Here is a 15,094-nt window from a genome sequence, read left to right on the forward strand (position 1 = left end):
GCACTTGGCGCGCGGTATCGCGCGACAGCCTCACTCACCGCTTCCGTTCGCCGGTTTACGAGACAACATGAATCCCGTCATCGCCCTGGTAGGCCGACCCAATGTCGGCAAGTCGACCCTCTTCAATCGTCTGACCCGCACGCGCGACGCGCTGGTCGCCGACTTCCCCGGCCTGACGCGTGACCGCAAGTACGGCAACGGCGTTCTCGGCGACAAGACCTACACCGTCATCGATACCGGCGGCATCAGCGGCAACGAGGAAGGCCTCGACGCCGCCATGGCCGAGCAGTCGCTGCTGGCCATCGACGAAGCCGACATCGTGCTGTTCATGGTCGACGGACGCACCGGGCTCAATGTCGCCGACGAGGCCATCGCCAACCACCTGCGCGTCAATCAGAAGAAGACCTGGCTGGTGGTCAACAAGACGGACGGTCTGGAAGAGCACTCGGCAATGGCCGAGTTCTGGCGGCTCGGCCTGGGCGACCCGCGTCCCATCGCCGCCGCGCACGGGCGCAACGTCACCAGCTTGATCGACGAGGTCCTGGCGCCCTTCCCGCCGCGTGAAGCCAACGCCGCACCGCCGGATCTCAGCAATGGCATCCGCATCGGCGTCATCGGACGGCCCAACGTGGGCAAGTCGACGCTGGTCAATCGCCTGCTGGGCGAAGACCGGGTGGTGGTATACGACGAAGCCGGTACCACCCGCGACGCCATCGAGATTCCCTTCGAGCGCCGGGGCAAGCCCTACGTGCTGGTCGATACCGCCGGCGTGCGGCGACGCAAGAACGTCAGCGAGGCGGCCGAGAAATTCTCGATCATCAAGACGCTCGAGGCCATCAAGGCCTGCAACGTGGCCATCATGGTGCTCGACGCCCGTAGCGGCCTGGTCGAACAGGACCTGCACCTGCTCGATTACGTGCTGAGCAGCGGCCGCGCTCTGGTTCTGGCGGTCAACAAGTGGGATGGACTCGAACAGGAAGCCAAGGACAAGATGCGCGCCGCGATCAAGCGACGCCTGGGCTTCGCCGATTATGCCGAGATGCATTTCATCTCGGCGCTGCACGGTACCGCGGTGGGCGATCTCTACCCGTCCATCACCCGTGCCTTCGATTCGGCCAACAGCCACTGGTCGACCAACCGCCTGACCACCATCCTGCAGGACGCGGTGAGCGAGCATCAGCCACCCTTGATCCACGGCCGCCGCATCAAGTTGCGCATGGCCCACCAGGGCGGCAGCAACCCGCCGATCATCGTGGTCCACGGCAATCAGACCGGCTCGCTCCCCGAGGCCTACAAGCGCTACCTGACCAATACCTTCCGCAAGGTTCTCAAGGTGCGCGGCACGCCGCTGCGCTTCGAGTTTCGCTCGGGCAAGAACCCCTACGACAGCAACCCCGACGCGAGCGATCGCGAGAAGGCCAAGCAACGCGAACTGGGGCGCACGCGCGAGGCACGCAAGAACCGTCGCTGACGCCGATCAGCCCTCGGCGAGGACGCAATTGCGTCCCGCCAGCTTGGCGCGATACAGCCGACGCCCCACCACATCGAGCCCCAATTCGACGCTTTCCGCCTCATGCAGGCTCGCCACCCCGGCGGAAAACGTCACGTCGATGTCGGCATGCTCGCCGAGCGGCTGCGCCTGGAACTGCAGACGGATACGCTCGATGGCGCGCTGCGCGTCCTCGGGATCGCAATGCGGCAGGACCACGCAGAACGCTCCCCCGGTGTAACGCCCCACGTGATCGATGAACCGCAACTGCTGGGTCAGCCGCTCCGCCAGCTGACGAATCGCGTAGTCGCCACTGGTGTGACCGTGCCGGGCATTCAGCGCCCCCAGCCTGTCGAGATCGATCAATGCCAGGCTGGTCGGGGCCCCGCTGCGCCGGGCGCGAGCGAATTCGACCTCCAGCAGTTCCTGCAGGGCCTCGTAGGTCAGCACGCCGGTCATGCCGTCGCGCCCCATGGCCTGACGCGAGCGACGTGCGCGCTGGGCGTGGGACACTACCGTCGCGACCAGGGCGTCATCATCCACCGGCTTGCCCAGGAAGTCATCGCCGCTGCGCGTCAGCGCCAGTTTGCTCACGTCACTGCCCGCCGCGAGGTACACGACGGGCAGATGCCGCCAGGCCTCCTCGAGCCGCATCACCTGGACCAGATCGCGACCGCTGCAGCCCGGCAGGCGCGTATCCACCAGCGCCAGGTCGGGCCGTTCCTCGCGCAGCACGGTCAAGGCGTCGGCGGGCGCATTCACGACCCACGACTCGATCCCCACCCCCGCCAGCACCAGGCGATAGTGCTCGGCCAGCTCGATATCGTCGTCGACGATCAGCACGCGCAGGGGCGACGCCACCGGCCCGGGCAGCAACTGTTGCACGCGTCGGTCGATCAACGACACGTCCAGCGGGGGCATGAAATACCCCTCGGCACCAAGACGCACCGCCTCCAGACGCGCGGTGAATGCATCGTCCCCGCCCATCACCAGCAAATGCGGTCGCGGTGCAGGCCAGGCGGTCCACTCGTCGCACCACCGCTGACGCGACATGCCTTGTTCGTCGATCACCAGCACGTCAGGCGCCCAGGCGATCGAGGCGGCGACCTCGTGCATGGCGAAGGTACGGCAGGTGTATCCCAGCGCGTCCAGCGACGCCGCCAGGGCTTCTCCCCGGCCTCTGTCCTCGCCCAGCAACGCCAGACGCGTGGGCAGCGTCTCGCCGGGCGCCGCCGAGACCGAGGCATCGCCCCGCTCGGGAAGCGTCGCGGCTCCCTGCTGCAAGCGCGGCAGCAATGCCGCCAGCGTATAGGGCGCCGGCAGCAGGTCGCCATCGAGCCAGTCACGGATCTGGCGTGCCACATTGCCACAGGTCTCGCTCAAGCTCTCATGCCCGAAGGTGCCGGCGGAGTCCGCGATACGCTGCAAGGCGTCGCAGAGCGCTTCCAGTTCCGCCATGTCGGCGGCGCCGGCGCGCGCGCTCATCTCGTCGACCTGCGCCAGCACCGTCTGCACGTCATCCTGCAGCCGCTCGGCATACCGAACCTGCAGTGCCTCGAGGCGCTGCTTGCGCTCGCTGTCGTGCATCGTGCTTCCTCCCTGACCATGGCGACGTCACGTCGGCGACGTCATGAACGCGCGTCTTCCTGTGCCGCTCCGACCCACTGGCAAGCGAACTGCCAGGCGGCGCGTCCACTACGTACTCCCCGCAAGGTAGCAAAGCGTACCGCTTCGACACGCGCCTGCTCGCTCCAGTCGGCCTCGCTTCCCAGATGATGCACCCAGTGTCGGCACGCATCGAGATAGGTGTCCTGATTGAACGGGTGAAAAGCTAACCACAAGCCGAAGCGATCGGAAAGCGAGATGCGTTCCTCGACCGCGTCGCCATGATGGAGTTCGCCGTCGACCAGCCGGGTATCCTGATTGTCGGCGAGCGACTCGGGCAGCAGATGCCGCCGATTGGAGGTGGCGTAGAGCAGCACGTTTTCCGGCGGTCCCGTCAGGGTCCCGTCGAGCACGCTCTTGAGGGCCTTGTAGGCGTCATCGTGTCCTTCGAAGGAGAGATCGTCGCAGTAGACGATGAAGCGCTGCGGGGCGTCGCGCAGCCGCTGCACCAGGCCAGGCAGCCCCACGAGGTCGTGCCGGTCGACCTGGATCAAGCGCAGGCCTTCGGGCGCCAGGGTGTTGAGCAGTGCCCTCACCAGCGACGACTTGCCGCTGCCGCGGGCGCCCCAGAGCAGCGCATGGTTCGCCGGGCGGCCGTGCAGAAAAGCGCGCGTATTGGCCAGCAACGCCGCCTTCTGGCGCTCCACCCCCACCAGGTCGTCCATCGTGACGCCATCGCGCGCGGCCACCGGCATCAACTGCCCGCCCAGGGCGTTGCGCTGCCAGAGCGCCGCCACATCGCGCGACCAATCGACGCTGGCAGGCTCCAGCGGCAGCCAGGCCTCGACACGATCCAACACCTTGAGCAGGCGCTGCGCTAGCTCGGCATCCATCCTCTCACTCCTGTCGCTGTTCGGTCCGGGGACATGCACCGCGAGGGAGGTTGACCCAACGCGGCATCGGGGTATCTTGGAGCCGTTTGGTCATCGGGTCCAGAACCCATCAGGAGACTCTCATGCAAAGGACGTTGCCTTCCCGTCTACGTACGCCGCTTGCCATCGGCCTCATCGGTGCCACGCTGGCCGCGTGCAGCACCTCGCCGCTGGGGCGCAACCAGTTGGCGTTCTTCTCCGACGAAGAACTCCAGCAGATGGGCCAGCAAAGCTTCGCGCAATATCAGCAGGAACTGCCGGAAGTCGGCGGCGCCACCTACGACTACGTGCAATGCGTCGCCGACGCCATCACCGACGAAGTCCCCGCCGATGCGGGCATCGCGACCTGGGAAGTCAAGGTCTTCAAGGACGATTCGGCCAACGCCTTCGCCCTGCCGGGAGGCTATATCGGGGTCAACAGCGGGCTGCTCGACGTCACCGAGAACCAGGATCAACTGGCCGCCGTCATCGGCCACGAAGTGGCCCACGTATTATCCGACCACGCCAACGAGCGCGTATCGACGCAGGCGGCCACGCAAACCGGATTATCGATCCTGCAATCCGCCGCCGGCCTGCAGGGTGCCACCGGCGAACAGCTCATGGGGCTGCTCGGCGCGGGCGCCCAGTACGGCGTGATTCTTCCCTTCTCGCGCAAGCAGGAATCGGAAGCCGACAAGCTCGGCCTCGACCTGATGGCCGAGGCCGGCTTCAATCCCAATGCCAGTATCGAGCTGTGGCAGAACATGGCCGCGCAGAGTCAGGGCCAGCCGCCGGAATGGTTGTCCACCCACCCCAGCAACGAAGCCCGCATGCAAGGGTTGCGCGAGCGCATGAACGAGGCCATGCCGCTCTACGAACAGGCCCGGGCCAACGGCCAGCGGCCCGACTGCCGACGCTGAAAAGCGGCCCGGCATCGCGCTGCCGGGCCCGGTCGCATCACAGTTCGCGGCGCAGCGTTTCGCGTACCGGCGCGGTATCCGGACGCACCTGGCGCCACAGAAAGAACGATTCGGCGGCCTGCTCGATCAGCATGCCCAGGCCATCGATGCCGCGCCCGCCATGTGCCGCCGCCCACTGCAGAAAGACCGTCGGCTCGGCGGCATACATCATGTCATAGGCCACGCCGTCAGCGGCCAGCAAGGTATCGGGCAAGGGTGGCAACTCACCGCCCAGCGAGGCGCTGGTGCCGTTGATGACCACGTCAAAGGCGCCGTCGAGTTCCGAGTAGCCGCCGCCCGTCACACGCCCCTCCGGCGAGGCCTCCTCGGCGAGGCGCACGGCTTTCGATGCCGTGCGATTGGCGATGTGCAGGCAACTCGGGGCCTTGGCCAGCAACGGGTCGAGCACGCCGCGCACCGCGCCGCCGGCGCCGAGTATGAGAATCCTCGCCCCCTCCAGTGTCACCCCGTGCGCCTCCAGGTCGCGCACCAGCCCCACTCCGTCGGTGGTGTCAGCATAGGTGCGACCGTCCCGCCCCCGCACCAGCGTGTTGACGGCGCCCGCGCGGCGAGCGCGCTGGCTGAGCACGTCCGCCAGCCGGAAGGCGTCCTCCTTGAACGGCACGGTGACATTGGCTCCGCACCCACCGGCCGCCACGAAGGCGTGCCAGGCCCCGGCGAAATCCTCGCGGGGCGCCTCGATGGCCTCGTAGGTCATGGCCTGCCCGCACTGCTCGGCGAACAGCGCATGAATGCGCGGCGAGCGGGAATGCGCGACGGGGTTTCCGAAGACGCAGTAGCGATCATCGCTCATGCCTCTGCCTCCTCGAGCCACTCGCGCGGCGTCAGGAACTCGTCGGCCAGACGCGCCTCGGGGCTGCCCGGCTCGGGGGTCCAGCAATACTGCCACTGGGCCAGCGGCGGCATCGACATCAGAATCGACTCGGTACGGCCACCGCTTTGCAGGCCGAACAGGGTGCCCCGGTCCCAGACCAGATTGAACTCGACGTAGCGACCCCGCCGGAAGGCCTGGAAATCGCGCTCGCGCTCGCCATACTCGGTCGCTTGCCGCCGCCGCACGATGGGCACGTAAGCCTCGAGAAAGGCATCGCCGACCGCGCGCTGGAAGGCAAAGCAGCGCTCGAACTCCCACTCGTTGAGATCGTCGAAGAACAAGCCGCCGACGCCGCGGGTCTCGTCCCGGTGATGCAGGGTGAAGTACTCATCGCACCAGCGCTTGAAGCGTGGGTAGACGTCGTCGCCGAACGGCGCGCAGGTTTCCTGCGCCACGCGATGCCAATGCACGACATCCTCGAACACCGGATAGAACGGCGTGAGATCGAAACCGCCGCCGAACCACCATACCGGCTCGGCTCCTTCCTTTTCGGCGATGAAGAAGCGCACGTTGCCATGCGCGGTGGGCACGTGCGGGTTGCGCGGATGCAGCACCCAGGACACGCCCACGGCGTGGAAGCTGCGCCCCGCCAGTTCCGGTCGCGCCGCCGAGGCCGAGGCCGGCAGGCGCTCGCCGAAGACGTGCGAGAAGTTGACGCCGCCTTTCTCGAAGACCTCGCCGTTCTCGATGACCCGCGAGCGACCGCCGCCGCCCGCCTCACGCGTCCAGCTATCCTCGCGGAACGCGGTGTCCCCCTCCTCGGCGGCCAAGCCGTCGCAGAGGCGGTCCTGCAAGTCGAGCAGATATTCCTTCACCTTGTCGAGATGGGGGTGCGCCACGTCGCTCTCCTCACATTGCTGGTTGATGGTGCAGGCACTTTTTTCGGACAGGGCTAACGGCGCAGGGTCTCGCCGCTCTGTAGATCGCGGATCGTGCTCGGCCGCGCGTAGCCCCCCAGCGCCCCGTCGAGAAGCGTCACCGCCTCCCCGAAGGCGGCGCGCACGTCGGCGGCGCTCATCGCCGGCGGCTCGCCGGCGCGGTTGGCGGAGCTCGACACCAGCGGCCCGCCAAAGGCGGCGCACAGTTGCCGTACCAGAGGGTGATCGCTGACGCGCACCGCCAGGCTGGTGTGCTCGCCGCGCAGCAGCGGCCGCGCTCGCCCGTTGTCGGGCACCAGCCAGGTATTGGGCCCGGGCCAGCTCTCGGCCAGGCGTGCGCGTTGCAGCGCATCGAGACCCGCCAGCCAGGGCTCGAGCTGGTCCATGTCACCTGCGATCAGGATCAATCCCTTGGCGGGGTCGCGTTGCTTGAGGGCAATCAGACGTGCCAGGGCGGCATCGTCATCGGGGTCGCAGCCCAGGCCCCACACCGCTTCGGTGGGGTAGGCCAGGAGCGCGCCGCGCCGGAGGGCGGCCACGGCGTCGGCGATACGATCGGCTGTTTCTTGCATGGCGAAACGCTTCGCTTCACGGCTACACAAAGTGCCTTTATCTTACCATGCTCATGCCGGCGCACGCCGTGCCACGCTGTCGCAGGTGTTCAGTGAGTGGCGCGACGCACCCAGCCCCCGCTGACCTGCGCGGCCTGGCCGGCGAGTTCCAGCTCCAGCAACCGCATCTGACAGCCGCCGACATCCAGCTCGCTGCGCTCGACCAGCACGTCAAGCGGCGTGGGGGCGGTGTCCAGCAACGCCAGCAACGGGTCGGCCGGCGCGTTTGCCGCCTCTGTCATGTCGTCGGTCGACGCCACGACGGCCTGCGGCGCCTGCCACTGACCCAGCTGCTCGAGAATGTCGTCGCGTCCACGCACCAGCCAGGCACCGTCACGAATCAGCCCCAGGTTGCCGCGTGCCTGAACGTTATGCAGCGACCCGGGGACCGCGAAGACCTCGCGATTCTGCTCGAGCGCCAGCCGCGCGCTGACCAGCGAGCCGCTTTTCTCGGCGGCCTCGACGACCAGCACGCCCAGTGACAGCCCGGTGATGATGCGGTTGCGGCGGGGAAAGTGTCGCGCATGCGCCCGCGTCTCGGCGGGATGCTCCGACAGCAGCAGGCCGCCCTCGTCGAGCAGGCGACGATACAGGCCGGCATGTCGCGGCGGATAGATCACCTCCACGCCGCAGCCGAGCACCGCCACGCTGCGACCGCCCGCATCCAGCGCCGTGCGCTGGGCCACGCCGTCGATGCCAAGCGCCAGCCCGCTGACGATGGAGAAACCCGCCTCGACGAGCCCACGCGCGAACCAGGCGGCGTTGTCGGAGCCCTCGCGAGTCGGGCGCCGCGTCCCCACCATCGCCAGCCCCGGCGGTTCCAGCGCCGCCAGATCGCCCTTGGCCCACAGCAGCGCGGGCGGATCGGCGATTTCATCGAGCAGCGCGGGCCAGGCGGGATGGCCGGGATACAGCAGGTGGTGCGATGGCGCGCTGGCCTCCCAGGCCAGCGCCTGGCTCACCGATGTCTCGAGGGGACTCTTGGCGGGGTGCTCGAGCCAGTACCTGAGCGTCTCGCGCGGGCCGGCGGGCATCGCCGCGAGCCAGGCCTGGGGCCAGGCGTCGTCAAGCCCTTGCGCGGCCAGCTCGCGGCGCAGGACCGCCAGACGCCGTGCCCCGAGTTTGGGCAGGTGCGCCAGGGCACACCACTCTCTCGCTGTCATCATGTGCGTTTTCCTTGCCAACCACCCGGTCTCAGCGTCGCTGCCACGACGTCAACGCCTCCCGCTCGGGCGTACTCACCACATCGCCGACCTCCAGCGGCCGCGAGGCTTCCGTGACCAGCGCATAACTGACCCGCGCAAAACTCTCGACGACCATCGCCAGTCCGGCCGGCGCGCTCGTCAGGCGCCGCGTGGCATCGTCGAGCGGGTCGCTCACTCGCGCCGGGGCCGCTTGCAGGGCCAGCAGCGTGCCCGGTGTCACGTCATCCGAGCGCCCCAGGTCGAGCGCCACGAGGGTATGGCGCCCAATGGCATGCACGCCCTCGGGAACGCCCAGAATGTGCCCCGCGACCGAGCTCGACGGCAAGCGCGGCGTGAAATGCAGCGCCACCGGACCCGCCCGGTACGGCAGCAGGCGGTCGCCGGGGCGGATTTCCTGCCGCGCCTCGCGTATCGCGAAGACATCCAGCTCGCCTTCGTGTCTCACCCAGCGGGCGTCGCCCACGCGGCGCAGCTCGATGCCCAGCGGCTCGCCGCTGTCAGGAGATCGGTAGGTTTCGCCCGGCCGGTAGATGGCCAGCCGGGCACCCGAGCGCGCCGTGGCGCCCTCGGGCGTACGCACATAGGCGGTGTCGCCGGCCGCCATCAGTTGCTGCCCTTCTTCGCCGACGACCACATAGCGGGCGCGTTCCAGCACGGCCGGATCATCGACGATGCGATACAAGTTCAGAAACGGGGCAACCTCGCGGCGCGGCACGGGCGACACCCGATCCGCCGGGAGCTCGCGCACCGCCGGCGACAGGTGCACGACCTCCTTGGCGGCGACATCACGCACCGCGAGAGACGCGACGACGAGCGCCCCGATCATCATCAGGCCGCCGGCCAGCCTGCCGCCATGCCGTCCCATCCCGCGCTTGCCATTCCCTGCCTGCATGATCGTCTCTTCTCGTTGATGCCCCATTCGTCGCCGCGCGACGCCAGGGCCGTCCTGCAAGACACCCGCCGGTTTTGCTATAATCATACTACTATTGCAATGCGCCGATCCCTGCTCGGATCTCGGGCCTGAGGGCTCATTCTCATGGCCCTGGTTCCGTTACCGTCGACCGCGCATTACACTAGAGGACAAACTTCACGTGACAGCATAACGGTTTTCTCAACGCCATGGCCAAGCTGACCATTCTCGAATTTCCCGACGAGCGCCTGCGCACCAAGGCCGCGCCCGTCGAGACCGTCGACGACGAGACGCGCAAGCTCGTCGACGACATGCTAGAGACCATGTACGACGCCCAGGGCATCGGATTGGCCGCCACGCAGGTCGACGTGCATCGTCGCGTCATCGTGATGGATGTCAGCGATGATCGCTCGCAGCCGCGCGTGCTGATCAATCCCGAATACACGCCATTGGGCGACGAACGCGAGCCGATGCAGGAAGGCTGCCTGTCGATCCCCGAGTATTATGCCGAAGTGCCGCGCGCCCTGCGCGTGTCGCTGAAGGCGCTGGATCGCGATGGCAATCCCTACGAGCTGGAGGCCGACGGCCTGCTCGCGCACTGCATCCAGCACGAATACGATCATCTCGAAGGCGTGCTGTTCGTCGACTACCTCTCGCCGCTCAAGCGCGACCGGGTACTGAAAAAGATGCAGAAACGCCACCGGGCCATGCAAGACGCCTGAGCCGGCACCGCGGTCGTTCGCCCGGATGCCATGCGGGCCGGCAATCGCCGGCCCGTCGCGTTTGCCGCCCCGGCGCCGCACCCGCCTTCGCCACGCACCATTACCGCCGTCACGGAAGCCTTCTCGATGTCCCACTCCCTGCGCGTCGTCTTCGCCGGCACGCCCGATTTCGCCGCCGCGAGTCTCTTGGCGCTGCTCGACAGCCGTCACCAGGTGGTCGCCGCGTACACCCAGCCGGACCGACCGGCCGGTCGCGGGCGCAAACTCACGCCCAGCCCGGTCAAGGCGCTGGCGCAGGAGCACGGCCTGCCCGTCCATCAGCCCACCAGCCTCAAGGATACCGACGCCCAGCAGACGCTCGCCGCGCTCGAGGCCGATGTCCTGGTGGTCGTCGCCTATGGCTTGATACTGCCGCAGGCCGTTCTCGATATCCCGCGCCTGGGATGCCTCAACGTCCATGCGTCACTGCTGCCACGCTGGCGCGGTGCGGCGCCGATCCAGCGTGCCATCGAGGCCGGGGACACACGCAGCGGCGTGACCATCATGCAGATGGACGCCGGGCTCGACACCGGCGCCATGCTGCTGGTGCGCGAGACGCCGATCACGGCGACCACCACTGGTGGCGAGCTGCACGACCGCCTCGCCCCGCTCGGTGGCGAGGCCATCGTCGAGGCGCTCGACGCCCTGGCGACGGACGGCCTGACGGCGACGCCCCAGCCGAGCGAAGGCGTCACCTATGCCGCCAAGCTCAGCAAGGCCGAGGCCGAGCTCGACTTCACGCGGCCGGCCCACGAGCTGGCCGCCCGCGTGCGTGCCTTCAACCCCTGGCCGGTGGCCTGGACGCGCCTGGCTGGCGAGCCGCTGCGGCTATGGCTGGCGGAGGCCGAAGCAGAGGCCGAGCGCCCCGGCGTCGCGCCCGGCACCCTGCTGCAGAGCGCCCCGGATGCCCTGCGCATCGCCTGCGGTCACGACGGCACCCAGGTGGTGCGCATTACCCGTGCCCAGCTGCCCGGCGGCAAGCCGCTGGCCGTGCGCGACCTGCTCAACGCACGTGGCGAGCGCTTTCCCGAGGGGCTTCGTCTGGGACAGGAGGATCGCGCGTGAGCACTCCGGACATGCGTGCCGTATGCGCCAGCGCACTGGCGCCACTTCTCGACGGCAAGGGCTCGCTGAGCGCCCTGGATGCACATCTCGACACCGCCAGTCTCGACGGCCGCGATCGTGCCTTCGCCAAGGCCTTGTGCTATGGCGTCTGCCGCACCCTGCCGCGCCTGCAAGCGTTGGCCAAGCTCCTGCTGCGCCAGCCCTTCAAGCGCCGTGACCTGGACGTGCAGGCACTGTTGTTGATCGGCCTCTACCAGTTGCTCTACATGCGTGTGCCGGCCCATGCCGCCGTGGGGGAAACCGCCGGTGCCGCCCGCGGGCTCGGCAAGGGCTGGGCCACGCGCGTGCTCAACGGCTGTCTGCGCCGCTTTCAACGCGACACCCAGACACTCCAGGCACAGGTCGACCGCGACCCGAGCGTTGCCCTGCTGCATCCCGAGTGGATGCTGACCGAGTGGCGCCAGGCCTGGCCCGACGACTGGCGAGCCCTGGCCGAGGCCAACAACTGCCCCGGCCCCATGACGCTGCGCGTCAATGTCCGCCAGGGCGACCGCGACGCCTACCTGGCCCGTCTGGAAGACGCCGGCCTCTCGGCCTCGCCCACACCCTTCGCACCGCAGGGCCTGACCCTGGCCGAGCCCTGCGATGTGCGCGCCTTGCCCGGCTTCGCCGAGGGCGCCGTGAGCGTGCAGGACGAAGCCGCCCAACTGGCCGCCACCCTGCTCGCCCCGTGTCTCGCCGAACGCCCCGGCGCACGCGTGCTGGATGCCTGCAGCGCGCCCGGCGGCAAGACCGCCCACCTTCTCGAAGCGTTCGATATCGACCTGACCGCGCTGGACAGCGACGCCGAGCGGCTGGACCGGGTCAATGCCACGCTGGAGCGCCTGGGACTCGACGCCACGACCATAGCCGCCGATGCCAGCCACCACGCCTGGTGGGACGGCCATGCCTTCGATGCCGTCCTGCTGGATGCCCCCTGCTCGGGAACCGGCGTCATCCGCCGGCACCCGGACATCAAGCGCCTGCGGCGTCCGCGCGACATCCGCGAACTCGCCGCGTTGCAGGCGCGTCTGCTCGACGCCGCGTGGCACACTCTGGCCCCCGGCGGCACCCTGCTGTACGCCACCTGCTCGGTGATGCCCGAGGAAAATGCCGACCAGGTCGCGGCCTTCCTCGCTCGCACCCCGGACGCTCGCGCCGAGACCATCGAGGCCGCATGGGGCCGCCCGGCGGGCGACGGGCGTCAGCTGCTGCCCCGCATCGACGGCCACGACGGCTTTTTCTACGCCCGCTTGCGCAAGCAGTCCGAGTAACGCCGCCATCCCCCGCCGGTCGTCGACGCCCCTTGTCAGGGGCGCCGGCGGCTTCGATACTGAAGGCATCGCCTCAGGCCAGCGGGAGAGACCGTGTTGCAGGATGCCCTCGATATCGTCGACCGCCACTGCGCATTGATCGTCATCGACGTACAGCCCGACTTCATGCCCGGCGGCCCCCTGGCCTGCGCCGACGGCGACGCCATTCTCCCGGGGCTGACCCAGTTGCTCGGCGAGCGGCGCTTCGCGCATGTGGTGGCGACCCAGGACTGGCATCCGCCAAGGCACGTCTCCTTCGCCAGCCAGCATGCCGGACACGCCCCCTTCGACACCCTCGATCTCTACGGCGAGCCGCAGACCCTGTGGCCCGACCATTGCGTCCAGAACACCGCCGGCGCCCAGTTGCACCCCGAGATCGACTGGGCCCCGGTGGACCTCATCGTGCGCAAGGGCAGCGACCCGCGCGTCGATTCCTACAGCGCCTTTCGCCACAACCTGGGCCCGGAGGGCACGCGCCCCACCACCGGCCTGGCCGGCTGGTTGCGCGAACGTGAGGTGGAGACGGTCCATGTCTGCGGCCTGGCACGCGATGTCTGCGTGCTCTGGAGCGCCGAGGACGCCGTCGCCGCCGGCTTTCGCACGCGCTTCCTCTGGCCCCTGACGCGTCCCGTCACTCACGACACGGATGCCGCCACGCGGCAGCGTCTGACCCGGCTCGGGGTCGAGATCATCGGCGCCTGAGTCATTCCCATCGCACGACAAGCGCAAGGAGAACGCCATGAGCGATCATGTCTACAAGCACATCGAGCTGACCGGTTCCTCGCCCCACGGCGTCGAGGATGCCGTGAACAATGCCCTGGAAAAAGCCCGCGAGACGCTGCACGGCATGCGCTGGTTCGAAGTCACCGACATGCGCGGTCACCTCGAGGACGGCCGCGTGGGGCACTGGCAGGTCACCCTCAAGGTGGGCCTCTCCCTCGACTGACCGGGCGCATGCCCGAGCACCGCCGCGCCCCTGTCATTGGGGGCGCTGCCTGGTTTATGCTACGCGCCAGTCACTGAGCGCGGATTCCCCTCGCATGAAGATCATCATCCTCGGCGCCGGCCAAGTCGGCGGCACGCTGGCCGAACACCTGGCCAGCGAAGAAAACGACATCACCGTGGTGGATGTCGACACCAAGCGCCTGCGCGAACTCCACAACCGCCTGGACATCCGCACGGTGGTGGGCACGGCCTCCTATCCCATGGTCCTGCGCCAGGCGGGTGGCGAGGATGCCGACATGCTGATCGCGGTGACCAACTCCGACGAAGTCAACATGGTCGCCTGCCAGGTCGCGCACACGCTGTTTCGCACGCCGACCAAGATCGCGCGTGTCCGCGCCACCGCCTACCTGACGCGCAAGGGGCTGTTTTCCCACGATGCGATTCCCGTGGACGTGCTGATCAGTCCCGAGCAGGTGGTCACCGACCATATCCGCCGCCTGATCGAGTATCCGGGCGCGCTCCAGGTGCTCGACTTCGCCGGCAGCCTGGCGCAGCTGGTGGCCGTCAAGGCCTATTATGGCGGCCCGCTGGTCGGCCAGGAGCTCGGCTTCCTGCGACGCCACATGCCCAACGTCGACACCCGCGTGGCGGCGATCTATCGCCGCAATCGCGCGCTCATCCCGCGTGGCGACACGGTCATCGAGGCCGACGACGAGGTGTTCTTCATCGCCGCGCGCAAGGACATACGCGCTGTGATGAGCGAGTTGCGCAAGGTCGATCGCGACTTCCGCCGGGTGATCATCGCCGGCGGCGGCAACATCGGCGAACGACTCGCCGAGACGCTCGAGCACAGCCACCAGGTCAAGATCATCGAGCATGAACTCGAGCGCTGCACGGTTCTGTCCGAGCGCCTCGACCGCACCGTGGTCCTGCACGGCAGCGCGACCAGCAAGCGCCTGCTGCTGGAAGAGAACATCGAGGATTGCGATATCTTCTGCGCGCTGACCAACGACGACGAGGTCAACATCATGTCGTCGATGCTGGCCAAGCGCCTGGGGGCCAAGAAGGTGCTGACCCTGATCAACAACGCCGCCTACGTGGACCTGGTCCAGGGCGGCGAGATCGATATCGCCATCTCGCCGCAACAGGCCACCATCGGCGGCCTGCTCACCCATGTGCGGCGCGGCGACATCGTCAACGTGCACTCGCTGCGGCGTGGCGCGGCGGAGGCCATCGAGGCCATCGCTCACGGCGACTCGCGCTCCTCCAAGGTCGTCGGGCGCGCCATCGACGAGATCGACCTGCCGAGCGGCACCACCATCGGTGCCATCGTGCGCGGCAAGGAAGTCATCATCGCCCACGACGACGTCGTGGTGGAAAGCGGCGACCATGTCATCCTCTTCGTCATCGACAAGCGACGCATTCGCGATGTCGAGCGGCTCTTCCAGGTAGGGCTGACTTTCTTCTGATGAGTACGACGTCCCCCGCGCACCCGGCGCCGACACGGC

The 15,094-nt window shown here is 68.2% G+C and carries 15 protein-coding genes; 8 read left to right on the plus strand and 7 right to left on the minus strand.

All coding sequences use genetic code 11. The features are described from left to right. Positions 1-67: 67 nt before the first annotated feature. Positions 68-1,471, plus strand: coding sequence for a ribosome biogenesis GTPase Der (gene der, locus CSAL_RS14465; protein ID WP_011508150.1), 1,404 nt, complete (start codon positions 68-70; stop codon positions 1,469-1,471). A gap of 6 nt (positions 1,472-1,477) precedes the next feature. Here the strand turns inward: der and CSAL_RS14470 are convergent, their stop codons facing one another. Both CSAL_RS14470 and CSAL_RS14475 read right to left on the minus strand, forming a co-directional pair. Continuing rightward, a complete protein-coding gene (locus CSAL_RS14470) occupies positions 1,478-3,076 on the minus strand; it encodes a GGDEF domain-containing response regulator (protein WP_011508151.1) in 1,599 nt (532 codons plus the stop codon). A 41-nt stretch (positions 3,077-3,117) separates the two neighbouring features. Continuing rightward, the gene (locus CSAL_RS14475) at positions 3,118-3,987 is read right to left on the minus strand and encodes an ATP-binding protein (protein WP_011508152.1); all 870 of its coding nucleotides are present in this window, start codon (positions 3,985-3,987) and stop codon (positions 3,118-3,120) included. A 122-nt stretch (positions 3,988-4,109) separates the two neighbouring features. Between CSAL_RS14475 and CSAL_RS14480 the strand changes: the two genes are divergently transcribed. Further along, positions 4,110-4,925 carry a M48 family metallopeptidase gene (locus CSAL_RS14480; protein ID WP_011508153.1) on the plus strand — a complete coding sequence of 272 codons (816 nt, stop codon included), beginning with the start codon at positions 4,110-4,112 and terminating at the stop codon, positions 4,923-4,925. A 37-nt stretch (positions 4,926-4,962) separates the two neighbouring features. On the opposite strand, the gene aroE is transcribed toward CSAL_RS14480, so the two are convergent. From aroE to CSAL_RS14505, 5 genes are all read right to left on the minus strand, one after another. After that, a complete protein-coding gene (gene aroE, locus CSAL_RS14485; RefSeq protein WP_011508154.1) occupies positions 4,963-5,778 on the minus strand; it encodes a shikimate dehydrogenase in 816 nt (271 codons plus the stop codon). Continuing rightward, on the minus strand, positions 5,775-6,698 hold the full coding sequence (hemF, locus tag CSAL_RS14490) for an oxygen-dependent coproporphyrinogen oxidase (RefSeq protein ID WP_011508155.1): 924 nt from the start codon (positions 6,696-6,698) through the stop codon (positions 5,775-5,777). Before hemF ends, aroE begins: the two co-directional genes overlap by 4 nt. A gap of 53 nt (positions 6,699-6,751) precedes the next feature. Then, a complete protein-coding gene (gene tsaC, locus CSAL_RS14495) occupies positions 6,752-7,309 on the minus strand; it encodes an L-threonylcarbamoyladenylate synthase type 1 TsaC (RefSeq protein ID WP_011508156.1) in 558 nt (185 codons plus the stop codon). Between the two features lie 89 nt (positions 7,310-7,398). After that, positions 7,399-8,514 carry a DNA-processing protein DprA gene (dprA, locus tag CSAL_RS14500; RefSeq protein WP_011508157.1) on the minus strand — a complete coding sequence of 372 codons (1,116 nt, stop codon included), beginning with the start codon at positions 8,512-8,514 and terminating at the stop codon, positions 7,399-7,401. A gap of 28 nt (positions 8,515-8,542) precedes the next feature. Then, complete coding sequence (locus CSAL_RS14505) at positions 8,543-9,445, minus strand: hypothetical protein (RefSeq protein ID WP_050934546.1); 903 nt, start codon at positions 9,443-9,445, stop codon at positions 8,543-8,545. A 227-nt stretch (positions 9,446-9,672) separates the two neighbouring features. Between CSAL_RS14505 and def the strand changes: the two genes are divergently transcribed. The 6 genes from def to trkA all read left to right on the plus strand — a co-directional run bounded on the left by def (position 9,673) and on the right by trkA (position 15,055). Continuing rightward, positions 9,673-10,185 (plus strand): peptide deformylase, encoded by a 513-nt coding sequence (def, locus tag CSAL_RS14510; RefSeq protein WP_011508159.1) that lies wholly within the window; start codon positions 9,673-9,675, stop codon positions 10,183-10,185. A 126-nt stretch (positions 10,186-10,311) separates the two neighbouring features. Next, positions 10,312-11,289 (plus strand): methionyl-tRNA formyltransferase, encoded by a 978-nt coding sequence (fmt, locus tag CSAL_RS14515; protein ID WP_011508160.1) that lies wholly within the window; start codon positions 10,312-10,314, stop codon positions 11,287-11,289. 11 nt (positions 11,290-11,300) lie between these two features. Beyond that, on the plus strand, positions 11,301-12,602 hold the full coding sequence (rsmB, locus tag CSAL_RS14520) for a 16S rRNA (cytosine(967)-C(5))-methyltransferase RsmB (protein ID WP_011508161.1): 1,302 nt from the start codon (positions 11,301-11,303) through the stop codon (positions 12,600-12,602). 93 nt (positions 12,603-12,695) lie between these two features. Further along, the gene (locus CSAL_RS14525; RefSeq protein WP_011508162.1) at positions 12,696-13,343 is read left to right on the plus strand and encodes a nicotinamidase; all 648 of its coding nucleotides are present in this window, start codon (positions 12,696-12,698) and stop codon (positions 13,341-13,343) included. A gap of 37 nt (positions 13,344-13,380) precedes the next feature. Continuing rightward, positions 13,381-13,587: a dodecin gene (locus tag CSAL_RS14530; RefSeq protein WP_011508163.1), complete on the plus strand. Its 207-nt coding sequence runs from the start codon at positions 13,381-13,383 to the stop codon at positions 13,585-13,587. 94 nt (positions 13,588-13,681) lie between these two features. Further along, the gene (trkA, locus tag CSAL_RS14535; protein ID WP_011508164.1) at positions 13,682-15,055 is read left to right on the plus strand and encodes a Trk system potassium transporter TrkA; all 1,374 of its coding nucleotides are present in this window, start codon (positions 13,682-13,684) and stop codon (positions 15,053-15,055) included. Positions 15,056-15,094 lie beyond the last annotated feature (39 nt).

The organism is Chromohalobacter israelensis DSM 3043 (assembly GCF_000055785.1).
GTDB classification, from domain to species: Bacteria; Pseudomonadota; Gammaproteobacteria; order Pseudomonadales; family Halomonadaceae; genus Chromohalobacter; species Chromohalobacter israelensis.

Bases quoted from the DNA above. Each gene is read 5' to 3' on its own strand.
- der (WP_011508150.1), top strand. From the start codon at position 68: ATGAATCCCGTCATCGCCCTGGTAGGCCGACCCAATGTCGGCAAGTCG.
- CSAL_RS14470 (WP_011508151.1), bottom strand. From the start codon at position 3,076: ATGCACGACAGCGAGCGCAAGCAGCGCCTCGAGGCACTGCAGGTTCGG.
- CSAL_RS14475 (WP_011508152.1), bottom strand. From the start codon at position 3,987: ATGGATGCCGAGCTAGCGCAGCGCCTGCTCAAGGTGTTGGATCGTGTC.
- CSAL_RS14480 (WP_011508153.1), top strand. From the start codon at position 4,110: ATGCAAAGGACGTTGCCTTCCCGTCTACGTACGCCGCTTGCCATCGGC.
- aroE (WP_011508154.1), bottom strand. From the start codon at position 5,778: ATGAGCGATGATCGCTACTGCGTCTTCGGAAACCCCGTCGCGCATTCC.
- tsaC (WP_011508156.1), bottom strand. From the start codon at position 7,309: ATGCAAGAAACAGCCGATCGTATCGCCGACGCCGTGGCCGCCCTCCGG.
- dprA (WP_011508157.1), bottom strand. From the start codon at position 8,514: ATGATGACAGCGAGAGAGTGGTGTGCCCTGGCGCACCTGCCCAAACTC.
- CSAL_RS14505 (WP_050934546.1), bottom strand. From the start codon at position 9,445: ATGCAGGCAGGGAATGGCAAGCGCGGGATGGGACGGCATGGCGGCAGG.
- def (WP_011508159.1), top strand. From the start codon at position 9,673: ATGGCCAAGCTGACCATTCTCGAATTTCCCGACGAGCGCCTGCGCACC.
- fmt (WP_011508160.1), top strand. From the start codon at position 10,312: ATGTCCCACTCCCTGCGCGTCGTCTTCGCCGGCACGCCCGATTTCGCC.
- rsmB (WP_011508161.1), top strand. From the start codon at position 11,301: ATGCGTGCCGTATGCGCCAGCGCACTGGCGCCACTTCTCGACGGCAAG.
- CSAL_RS14530 (WP_011508163.1), top strand. From the start codon at position 13,381: ATGAGCGATCATGTCTACAAGCACATCGAGCTGACCGGTTCCTCGCCC.
- trkA (WP_011508164.1), top strand. From the start codon at position 13,682: ATGAAGATCATCATCCTCGGCGCCGGCCAAGTCGGCGGCACGCTGGCC.